Annotated in this window: 11 protein-coding genes; 7 read left to right on the top strand and 4 right to left on the bottom strand. The window is 65.5% G+C overall.

Annotation, left to right across the window (positions count from 1 at the left end):
• Positions 1-1,145: 1,145 nt before the first annotated feature.
• The 4 genes from ACE3P0_RS19230 to ACE3P0_RS19215 all read left to right on the top strand — a co-directional run bounded on the left by ACE3P0_RS19230 (position 1,146) and on the right by ACE3P0_RS19215 (position 5,578).
• Positions 1,146-1,835, top strand: coding sequence for a hypothetical protein (locus ACE3P0_RS19230; RefSeq protein ID WP_374404406.1), 690 nt, complete (start codon positions 1,146-1,148; stop codon positions 1,833-1,835).
• 373 nt (positions 1,836-2,208) lie between these two features.
• Complete coding sequence (locus ACE3P0_RS19225; RefSeq protein ID WP_374404404.1) at positions 2,209-3,117, top strand: hypothetical protein; 909 nt, start codon at positions 2,209-2,211, stop codon at positions 3,115-3,117.
• Between the two features lie 124 nt (positions 3,118-3,241).
• The gene (locus ACE3P0_RS19220; RefSeq protein ID WP_374404403.1) at positions 3,242-4,987 is read left to right on the top strand and encodes a diguanylate cyclase; all 1,746 of its coding nucleotides are present in this window, start codon (positions 3,242-3,244) and stop codon (positions 4,985-4,987) included.
• Positions 4,988-5,041: 54 nt separating this feature from the next.
• Complete coding sequence (locus tag ACE3P0_RS19215) at positions 5,042-5,578, top strand: hypothetical protein (protein WP_374404402.1); 537 nt, start codon at positions 5,042-5,044, stop codon at positions 5,576-5,578.
• 20 nt (positions 5,579-5,598) lie between these two features.
• On the opposite strand, the gene ACE3P0_RS19210 is transcribed toward ACE3P0_RS19215, so the two are convergent.
• Positions 5,599-5,955, bottom strand: a complete 357-nt coding sequence (locus ACE3P0_RS19210; RefSeq protein WP_374404400.1) for a rhodanese-like domain-containing protein — start codon at positions 5,953-5,955, stop codon at positions 5,599-5,601.
• 122 nt (positions 5,956-6,077) lie between these two features.
• Here ACE3P0_RS19210 and ACE3P0_RS19205 point away from each other — a divergent pair, with 122 nt between their 5' ends.
• Positions 6,078-6,989: a DMT family transporter gene (locus ACE3P0_RS19205; RefSeq protein WP_374404399.1), complete on the top strand. Its 912-nt coding sequence runs from the start codon at positions 6,078-6,080 to the stop codon at positions 6,987-6,989.
• Between the two features lie 14 nt (positions 6,990-7,003).
• Entirely contained in the window at positions 7,004-7,531 is a 528-nt protein-coding gene (locus ACE3P0_RS19200; RefSeq protein WP_374404398.1) for a glycine cleavage system protein R, read from the top strand.
• 134 nt (positions 7,532-7,665) lie between these two features.
• On the opposite strand, the gene ACE3P0_RS19195 is transcribed toward ACE3P0_RS19200, so the two are convergent.
• The 3 genes from ACE3P0_RS19195 to ACE3P0_RS19185 form a co-directional block, all read right to left on the bottom strand.
• Positions 7,666-8,895, bottom strand: a complete 1,230-nt coding sequence (locus tag ACE3P0_RS19195; RefSeq protein WP_374404397.1) for a uracil-xanthine permease family protein — start codon at positions 8,893-8,895, stop codon at positions 7,666-7,668.
• Positions 8,896-8,962: 67 nt separating this feature from the next.
• Positions 8,963-9,592 carry a uracil phosphoribosyltransferase gene (upp, locus tag ACE3P0_RS19190; RefSeq protein ID WP_374404396.1) on the bottom strand — a complete coding sequence of 210 codons (630 nt, stop codon included), beginning with the start codon at positions 9,590-9,592 and terminating at the stop codon, positions 8,963-8,965.
• A 97-nt stretch (positions 9,593-9,689) separates the two neighbouring features.
• Entirely contained in the window at positions 9,690-9,857 is a 168-nt protein-coding gene (locus ACE3P0_RS19185; RefSeq protein WP_172204682.1) for a LiaI-LiaF-like domain-containing protein, read from the bottom strand.
• A gap of 212 nt (positions 9,858-10,069) precedes the next feature.
• Between ACE3P0_RS19185 and ACE3P0_RS19180 the strand changes: the two genes are divergently transcribed.
• Positions 10,070-10,594 (top strand): gamma carbonic anhydrase family protein, encoded by a 525-nt coding sequence (locus ACE3P0_RS19180; RefSeq protein WP_374404395.1) that lies wholly within the window; start codon positions 10,070-10,072, stop codon positions 10,592-10,594.
• Positions 10,595-10,630 lie beyond the last annotated feature (36 nt).

The raw sequence follows: 10,630 nt of genomic DNA, 5'->3' as shown, positions 1-10,630 counted from the left end.
TTAACCCCCACATTAGATTTTGTCTTTTTATATTGGGGCTTTTGTTTGGTTTGTGCGTAGCGAAGCCCGACGTTCCAAACAACCGTAACTGCATCGCATCGATACGTCGGCGGGGGTCCCGCCCCCAGCTGGCGTCCTACTTTCTGGCAGCATCACCAGAAAGGACCGTAGGTTGGGCTGAGCGCGGCGAAGCCCAACGCCACTATCGACCGCAACACCATTTCGCGGATCCGTTGGCCGGGTTCCCGCACCCGGCGGGCGTCTTACTTTCTGGCAACAGCACCAGAAAGTAAGCAAAGAGTGCCGCCCGGCGTTCGCGGTCAGGTGCTGCGCACCTGACTTCCCTCGCGTGCTCGCGAAGTCGGGCGGCTGCGGAACTCGGCCCTACGGGCCTCAAACAGTCCTCGCCGTCGGCGCTGCGCGCCGATCCCCCGACCCCGCTGCGCCACTCGGCGCTCTCGACGGGACCCAAAGTCAAAACCATCGCAGTTTCACCGTGCATCGCGCATCCTTAGCCTGGAAGGAGCAAAGCGAAATCCGGGGCTGCCGCGGGAAGATGTTCAACCGCACCTCCCGGATTCCGGCCTGCGGCCTGCATTCGGGCCACGGGATAGCGACCACGGATGAGCGTCGACGCGTTTCCCTCCCCCTCTGAAACGCCGAGCAGCACAGAAGCATCGGGTTCCGACGCGCGTTGCGCGGCGGTGGCGAGGACTGTTTGAGGCCCGCAGGGCCGAGTTCCGCAGCCACCCGATGTTTCGAGCAGCGCAGGGAACCCCTTGCGTAGCAAGGGGCGTTGAAGCGGGGCGACTTTCTTTGGGTACTTTCTTTGTTCGCACAAAGAAAGTACCCCGCCCGCCGGGGCGGGACCCGGCTTCAGCGGACAAACGACCGCAGCGCGACGCACCCAATCGCAAGCCGCTGCGCTGACTCTCGCAAATATCAGCGCCAAGCTACACCCGCCCCCGACTAAAACCCAGTAGTCGCGATCTTCCCCGCCCAGGAAACGTCAGATTTTCTTACGTTCGCAACCGCAACACGTCACACGGAACACCCACGAGCCCTTGAAATCAGACACTTAAACGAGTCGGTACCCTTGATGCTTGCTGAAGTTCGGGGTTAGTTGTCCATCAAGGAGGAACATCATGTTTGCGGGTTCGTTGAGCACGTCGTCAGCGGTCAAACGCAGTGTGATCGCCGCATTGGGGGTCGTCGCGAGCGTCTCGGCCGAAGCGGCGCTATTCGGTGGAGTCGAGTTCCCGGGCGGGGTGTCGTCGTTCGCAGATTCGGTCGTGTTGTACGACCCCACTTATGGCGGCACCTCGGGGCCGAACGTGATTTACCAGACGCCGTTGAATGCGCTGGGCGCACCGAGCGGAAGTTCGGGCAGCGGCTTTGTGACGCTGGGTCAGGGCGGCCGCATCGTACTGAAGTTCACCGATAACTCGCTGACCGGCAGCGGCACATCGGCGCTGGATCTGTGGGTCTTCGAGGTTGGGCCGGACGTGGAAGACACCTTCATCGACATCAGCAAGGATGGGGTGACTTGGTTTGCCGTGGGCAAGGTCTTCGGCGCAACGGCGGGTGTCGACATCGATGCATTCGGCTTCGACGCGCTGGACAAGTTCTCCTACGTCCGGCTGACCGACGACCCGGCTGAGGGGGAAAGAGGCTCCGGCGGATCGGTTGGTGCCGATATCGACGCCGTGGGGGCGATTTCATCCGCACCGCCGGTGACCGATGTGCCGGAGCCTTCCAGCATTGCGTTGGCCGCATTGGGCCTGATCGGGCTGGGCCTCGGGGCCGCTGGTCGGGGTAGGCGCGGCGTGGCATAGCGCGTTCTAGCGCCGCGGGTTGGGCCGAGCGCCGCAAAGCCCAACCCCACCATCAACCGTAACGCCATTGCGCAGCTTCGTTGGCCGGGTTCGCACACCCGGCGGGGGCGTTACTTCCCTTGCTGCCCCGACACTTTCAATCGCAAGCCACAGCCTTGGGCTTCGCCATGCTCGGCACGAAACTGCGCCCGAGAAAAACGCGGCCGACGCTGCGGCTTGAGCCGGCTCAACTCAGCCTCACCACCACACCGGCCGAAGCGCGCCGCACTTGGTACGCTGGCGGACACACCGAGCCGCCGCAAGAGCGGCCGAGCAGCGCCGTGCCGTCCGACCGGCAACGGCCAAACACCGCGCTGATGAAAGCTGTTTCGCCATGACTGATGTCGCCCGTGTTTCCGCCTTTGGCCGCCAGGCCGCCAACGTGGGCCGTGCCCTGCCGTTCTCGGAGAGTGTCGGCTCGCCGGACGAGCTGCCCGAACCGCTCGCCGCTGCACTCAAGCAAGCGCTTGGCGACGAAGCCGAGGCAGTGCAACTGATCATCCTTTCGCCGCCCTTCGCCACCGTTGGGCAGAGCAGCCCTGAGAACGTGTTCGCGCTGACCCGCTCGCGCTGGATTTTGGTTGCCAGGACGGCGACTGGCACCCTCACCTCTTCCGCGCCCTTCAACGCCGCGGCGGTGATCGAACTGACGATGATCCTGCTCGGCGGCCAGTTGCGGATCGAGTCGGTTGGCGGGGCTGCGGGTTGCGCGGTGGGGTTCAACATGGTGTCGATCGAACTGTTCCGCGAGGCGCTGTTCCTGATCCTCGCTTGCGCCCAACCAGCTGCAACGGGCGCGGTGCGTGGCGGCAATATCGAAGCCGAGCTCGCCGTGCTGAGCTTCAAGTTCCGCACTGCTTTGCAGGAGCAGACGCCAAGCAGCCTCGTGTTGCGCGACGTGCGCAGCTGGACGAGCGAGGTGTCGCCGCTCGCGCGGCTGCTGTTCATGAAGCCGGCCGCACCGGCGGGCGTGCTGGCGGTAACCGACACTTATCTCGGCGTGATCACCGATCCGCCGGCAGGCAAGGAGAAGCAGCACAAGGGCAAATCGCCGCACGGCAAGATCGCCACCTATGTGCTGCGGCAACACCCGCTGACATTGCGCGTACCGCCGCCGCAAACGCGCGGCGACTGCACGCTGCGAATCGGCACCAGTGCTGCGGATGGTTTCGATTTGCGCGTTCCGGCCCGCCAGAGCACCGGCATCGTGAGCCTGCTCAGCGCAATGCTGCCACCAGCCTGAGCGAAGCAGCGCGCCACCGCTGCGGCACGCACGACTACACCAAGCACGGCCTGCGCTGGTACCCTCGGCCAGAAGGGGTGCGCCTGCCGTCGGGCGGCGCCGTCATTGGGGGCCAGGGTTTCGCGTGTTTGACCGGATCATCCATTCGCTTGGGGTCGTCTTCCTCTGCCTGTTGCTTGCGGTACCTGCCTCGCCCGCCTGCGCGGCAAAGACCCTTTCCGCAGCCGAACCGCCGGCTGGCCCGCTCGGCCGCTACGCGGATGTGTTGCAGGAATCAGGCGTACGGCTGGGCCCGGACGAGGTGATGACGCGCCTGCGCCGCGGGGAAGGGGCCGTGCCCCCGCGCCCGGCGCCGGACTTCGGTATCGGTGCGCGGCCGGTATGGCTGCATTGGCGTGTCGAAAACACCGCTACGCAGGCGCAGATCCGCCGCCTGACGCTGGAGACCCCGTGGATCGACGAGGTCGACGTCTATGTGCTGCAGAACGGCGCAGTGCAGGCGCACTGGCAAACCGGCGATTCGCTGCCACAGCGTCAGCGGCCCATCGCCGGTCTCGGCTTTGCCTTCGATCTGCGACTTGAACCGGGAACGAGCGAAGTGCTGCTTCGCGCAGCAAGCGACGACCCGATGTTGCTGCCAACCACCTTGCGTGCGGTCGACACGGCGGGCGATTCGCACCGCTGGGCGCGCTACAGCCACGGCTTCGTCTACGGCTACCTGCTGGCGCTGATCGCCTACAACCTGCTGCTCTACACCGGGCTGCGCAAGCGCAGCCACCTGCTCTACGCGCTCTACCTCTCCGCCTTCATCCTGATGAATCTCGGCTACACCGGCCATGGCTATGCGTGGCTGTGGCCAGATTACCCGGGCGTGCAGCGCTATGTGATCCTGCTCAGCATGGTGTTGTTCGGCGTCGCCGGACTGCAGTTCGCAGCGCGCTTCCTCGACCTCGCGCGACACGCACCACGGCTGCGCCAGGCGCTGCAACTGCTGAGCGCCGGCGCGCTGCTGGCGGTAATCACCGCGGCGACGACTGGGCACCAAGCGGCAACGGCCTGGATCGCATTCGGTTTTGTGGTGCTGTTCGCACTTGTGATGCTGTTGCTCGGCGCGCTTGCCGTGAGGCATGGCTATACCGGGGCGCGCTTCTTCCTCGGTGCGGCGGTGGCGGGCATGAGTGGCACGCTCGCAAGTTCGCTTTCGGTATGGGGCTTGATCCCCTTCAACGAATGGACCTACCGCGCCGTCGAGCTCGGCATGCTGGCCGACGCGACGCTGCTTGCGCTGGCGATCGCACACCGCTTCCGCCAGGATCAGCAGGAGCGCGTACGCGCCGAACATCTCGCGCGTACCGACCCGCTGACCCGCCTGCCGAACCGCCGCGCCTTCCGCGAGCAGGCCGAGGCCATCCTCAGCACGGCCATGCGGCGCGAGCGTGACATCACGCTGATCATGATCGACATCGATCACTTCAAGCAACTCAACGACAACTGGGGTCATGTGCGCGGCGACGAAGCCCTCGCCGCGCTCGGGCAGGTGCTGCTGGCAGCCGCACGGCGCGGCGATGTGGCCGCTCGCTGGGGTGGCGAGGAATTTGTGCTCCTGCTGCCGGAAACCAATCAGCAGCAGGCGGTGGCGCTGGCGGAACGGCTGCGGAACAAGATCAGCCTGATCCGGCTGCGTTGCGGCGACGCCGAGATTTCACTCTCCGCCAGCTTCGGCGTGGCGCAGCGACGCAAGGAAGCCTCGCTCGACGCGCTGATCGACAGCGCCGACAAACTGCTCTACCGCGCCAAACAGCTCGGGCGCGACCGCGTGGTGGCCGATTCGGGCGAACAAGCAGCGGCACACGCCGGCGCAGCCCCCTGACAGGCGCCGCTGTCGCACGTCAAAGCCCTTGCCCCCACCGCGCAAGGAGCCAACGTGCCGAGATCGATCGCCCCCCTGCTTCAAGCCGCCGTTGTCGCGGCCTGCCTGCTGCATCAGCCCGCAATCGCGGCCGATGCGCGAGATGCCCCACGTGCTGACTGCGTCGCCCCGCTCACCTGCGCAGGCGACATGGAGCAGATCCACCATCCGCGCAGCGGCAAGCTGATTCTGGTGCGCAGCGGCGCGCTGTTCATCCAGTACCACTACAACGCACAGGGGCTGCTCGACACCGCTCGGGCTTCCGACGGGCGCAGCGTGCGCCTCGCCTACGACACGCGAGGGCGAGTCACGCACATGTGGGCGACCACATCGCCCGGCACCTCACCGCACGAATTACGCTTCGTTTACGGCGACAGCGACAAGCCCACGCGCATCGAACTGCTCGGCACCGGGGTTATCAACGTGCGCTACGACCCCGAAGGCGAGATCGAAACCGTACGCTCACCCGGCGGCGCCAGAATGGCTTTGGGCGTCACGCAGGCCTTTCAGGCCCTGCTGGCGCTGGTGAAGCCACCCTGCCCGCCGCCTTGAGCGGCGGCGCAAGCCTGCAGTCAGCAGTTGGTGCCCGCACTGCAGCCGCCGGCAAGGCGTTTGCGCGCGTCGTCGAAACCGCCGAAGTTCTCGACCTTCGTGTAGCCCATGTCGCGTAGCGTCTGCAGTGCAATGCCGGCGCGCCGCCCGCTCTTGCAATACAGCACCACCGGCGTGTCCTTGCCCGGAGCCAGCGCCGCAATACGGCCACCGATCTGCTCGTAAGGCACGTTCATCGCGCCTTCCACATGCCCCGCAGCAAACTCTTCCGGCGTACGCACATCAATCACCACCGGCGCCGCGGCTAAGACCACCGACGCCCACAACGCAACGCCCGCACTCACAAGCAAACGCTTCAGAAAACCACGACTCTGCATTCGATCCTCCATTAACCGCACTGGCAGCATCGGCAGCCGCCCGCCGGCACTTTAGCAGGCCGGAGTGGCGCCCACCGCCCTGCGGTGACATAGTGGCGGCCCATTCGCCATCAGCCGCCACCATGCGCCGCTTCCGCTTCGACAAGCCTTACCTGCTGTTGTTGCTGACCGTGCTGTTCTGGTCCGGCAACTGGGTGGTCGGGCGCGGCCTGCGTGGCGATGTGCCGCCGGTGGCGCTCGCCTTCTGGCGCTGGACACTCGCCTTCGGCTGCACGCTGCCCTTCGCCTGGCCACACCGTCACCAGATCGGCAGCGCACTGCGGGGCCACCTCGGCATGCTGCTGTTGCTCTCGCTACTCGGGATCAGCGGCTACAACACGATCACCTACATAGGTTTGCAGCAGACCACGGCAACCAACGGCGTGCTGCTGAACTCCTTCATCCCGATCGTGATCATCGGGCTTTCCTGGGCCTTCTTCGGCAAGCGGCTGTCGGTGCGCGAGACGCTCGGCGCGCTGATCTCGCTGTGTGGCGTCACGGTCATCGTGGCGCATGGCGATCTCGCCAGACTGGCGGCGCTGTCGCTGAACCCCGGTGATCTGTGGATCATGGTGTCGGTGTTCGTGTGGGCCGGCTACACACTGCTGCTGCAATACCGGCCGGCGGGCCTGCATCCGATGGCGATGCTGTCGGTCCTGACTGCGCTCGGCGTGTTGATGCTCGCCCCGCTTTATGGTTGGGAGCTTGCGCAGGGCCGCGTGATCCACGCCAGCCCGGCGGCGTTTGCCGGCATTCTCTATACCGGCGTGTTCCCGGCCTTCCTCGGCTATGTGTTCTGGAACCGCGCGGTGGCGCAGGTGGGCGGGCCGGTATCCGGGCTGTTCATCCACCTGATGCCGGTGTTCACGCCGCTGCTCTCCGCCCTGTTCCTCGGTGAGGCGCCGCACGCGTACCACTTTGCCGGCATGGCGCTGATCCTCGGCGGCATCCTGCTCACGACACTGCGGCGCACCGTAAAATCCACGCACACCTAAACAGGAGTTCGCGCATGAGCACCACTTTCCTCGTTCTCACCGTGATCGGCGACGACCGCCCCGGCCTTGTCGAACAACTCGCCGCCGCGATCAGCGAACACCGCGGCAACTGGCTGGAATCGTCGATGGCGCATCTGGCCGGCAAGTTCGCCGGCATCGTCGAGGTCAGTGTGGCCAGCGAGGAGGTCGACGCGCTGCGCCGCGCGCTGGCGGGCCTCGGCGCGTTGAAGGTAACGGTGGAAGAAGCCAATAACGGCGCCGAATCGCACAAGGGCCGTCGGCTGACGCTGGCGCTGATCGGGCACGACCGCATCGGCATCGTGCGCGAGGTCTCGCAAGTGCTGGCGCGCCACGCCGTGAACGTGGAGGCGCTGAACACCTTTACCGCCAGCGCGCCGATGTCCGCCGAAATCATGTTCCACGCGCAGGCCGAACTGCAGGCAGCGGAGGATCTCGACGCCCGCGCGCTGAAGGCAGATCTGGAGCGCATCTCGGACGACCTGATGGTGGACATCACGCTCGACGAGGTCGTCAAGATTTGACGCGGGACGGGCCAGAAACAAACGGGGCGCGTCGGATGACGCGCCCCGTTTGTTTTCAATGCGCCAGCAAATTACATAGGTGTCGTAGCGCGCAAACCGGGACCGGTTCGCGCCACCACACCCTTCGCAGCGGCTCAGTGCTCGGTCTGAACCTTCGGCAGGACCAGATTCAGCACCACCGCCAGCACACCGCACAGGCTGATACCTTGCAGGCTGAAACTGCCGATGTGCACACCCAGACCGCCAATGCCAGTGACCAGCGTGACCGACACGATGCACAGATTGCGTGGGTTCATCAGCTCGACCTTGCCGTCCATGATCGTCTTCAGGCCGATACCGGCGATCGAACCGAACAGCAGCATCATGATGCCGCCCATCACCGGCATCGGGATCGTCTGCAGCAGCGCGCCGAACTTGCCCACGAAGGCCATCAGGATCGCGAAGCCGGCCGCCCAGGTCATCACCACCGGGTTGTAGTTCTTCGTCAGCATCACGGCCCCGGTCACTTCGCCGTAGGTGGTAACCGGCGGGCCGCCGAACAGGCCGGCGACGTTCACCGCAAGGCCGTCGCCCAACAGGGTGCGATGCAGGCCGGGCGAATCGGTGTAGTCCTTGCCCACCACCGAACCGATCGCGAGGATGCCGCCCACGTGCTCGACGATCGGCGCGATCGCGACCGGGATCATGAACAGGATCGCCGACAGGTTGAATTCCGGGTGGCCGAACTGCGGCAGCGCCAGCCAGGGCGCGTCAATCACCTTCTGGAAGTTCACGATGCCGAGGAACAGCGACAGCACGTAGCCGACCGCCACGCCCACCAGGATTGGCACCAGCTTCAGCAGCCCCTTGGCGCGAATCGCGGTCAGCATGGTCGCGATCAGCGAAACCGCCGCGACGCCAAGCGCCGTGCCGTAGGGCACGACCTGCGCATCACCGGCCTTGCCGGAAGACATGCTCACCGCCACCTGCGCGAGCCCGAGGCCGATCACCATCACCACCGGCCCGATCACGACCGGCGGCAGCAGCTTGTGGATGAAATCCACGCCACGCCATTTCACCAGCCCGGCTGCAACGTAGTAGAAGAAGCTCGCCGACGCGAGCGCCCCCAGCGTGGCCGGCATACCCCAGTGCTGCACCGAGTAGATCACCGGCGCGATGAACGCAAAGCTCGATCCCAGATAAATCGGCACCTGACGCTTGGTACAGACCTGGAAGATCAGCGTGCCGACGCCGGCGCCCAGCAGCGCAAGGCTCGGATTCAGGCCGGTGAGCAAGGGCACCAGCACGGTGGCGCCAAAGGCGACAAACAGGATCTGCGCGCCGGATAGCGCGGTGCGCCATACGGGCTCGGGGGTAGCGGACATGCGGGGGCCTTTCCGGGTGACGGAGGGTGGATGAAAAAACGGCCGCGGGTGGCGGCCGATCATGGGTTCAGATTTTGGTGCCGAAGATCTTGTCTCCGGCGTCCCCGAGGCCGGGGATGATGTAGCCGTGCTCGTTGAGGTGGCTGTCGATCGCCGCGGTGTAGACCGCCACATCCGGGTGGCTCGCGTCCAGTGCGCGGATGCCTTCGGGGGCGGACACCAGCGTCAGCGCGGTGATGTGCCGGCAGCCGTTGCGCTTGAGCATCTCGATCGTCGCGATCAGCGAGCCACCGGTGGCCAGCATCGGGTCGATGATCCAGGCGCTACGCTCGGCCAGGTTGCCGACGAAGCGCTCGAAGTAAGGCTCCGGCATCAAGGTTTCTTCATTGCGCGCAATGCCGACGACCGAGACCTTGGCGCTCGGCACCATGTCCAGCACGCCGTCGAGCATGCCGATGCCGGCGCGCAGGATCGGCACCACGGTGAGCTTCTTGCCCTTGATCTGGTCGATCTCGACCGGGCCGGCCCAGCCGTCGATCGTCACACGCTCAAGCTCGAAATCCTTTGCCGCCTCATACGCCAGCAGGCGCGCGAGTTCGGCCGTCAGTTCGCGGAACTTCTTCGTGCTGATGTCGCCTTCCCGCATCAGGCCGATCTTGTGTTTGACGAGCGGGTGTTTTACTTCGACGACAGGCATGGGGGCTCCGGCAACAGGCGTGGGGTAGGTATGGCGCTGCACTCTAGCTGAAAGCGGGGCGGCGCCATCGCGATCAGATCAAGCGCGGCAGGGGTATTCAACGTTTTCCGCCGATCAAGCCGGCAGCGCCGATCACGATCAGGATCACCGGCCACCAGGTGCCCATCTGGTGAAACAGGTCGCGCAGGTGGAACAAGCCAAGGTTGTTCAGCAGAAAGAGGATGCCCACCAGAATCAGTACGATCGGGCCAACGCGGAAATGCATGAAACGCTCCAGGATGCGATAGCCCCGAACTGTGCCGCGCCGCCGCCATAGCCGCAAGAGGCCACGCGGCCTGAGGCGGAAAAGGCAGCCGACAGACTTGCCAGAACCAGGCGAGCGCCGCGCTCCTCGCTTGCCACCGCCTCCCGCGAGCGCCTAAGATTGCGCCCCTCGCACTGCAACAAGTGCAGACAAATCAATCGGATAGCATACGCATGAGCCTCTACGCACTGGACGACCGCACGCCGCAGCTGGGCGAAGGCAGCTGGGTCGCCGAGAACGCCACCGTGATCGGCTCGGTCACGCTGGGCCGCAACGTTAACGTGTGGTTCGGCGCCACGCTGCGCGGCGATAACGACCCGATCTCCGTGGGCGACAACAGCAACATCCAGGACGGCTCGATCCTGCACACCGACGACGGCGTGCCGCTGACGATTGGCGCCAACGTCACCGTCGGCCACATGGTGATGCTGCACGGCTGCTCGATCGGCGAGGGCTCGCTGATCGGCATCAACGCGGTGGTGCTCAACCGCGCGGTGATCGGCAAGCACTGCCTGATCGGCGCGAACACGCTGATCCCGGAAGGCAAGGTGATCCCGGATCGCTCGCTGGTCGTCGGCACGCCCGGCCGCATCATCCGCGAGCTCTCCGACGAGGAAGTCGCCAACCTGGAACGCAGCGCGGCCGGCTATGTGCGCAACGCCGCCCGCTACGCCGCGGGCCTGCGACGCATCGGGTGATACATCCACTCACAGGCGCCGCCACCCTGCCCTGCT

The organism is Niveibacterium sp., from assembly GCF_041909475.1.
GTDB lineage: Bacteria > Pseudomonadota > Gammaproteobacteria > Burkholderiales > Rhodocyclaceae > Niveibacterium.
Note: the sequence above shows the minus strand (reverse complement) of the source record. Positions and strands in the feature narration are given on the sequence as shown.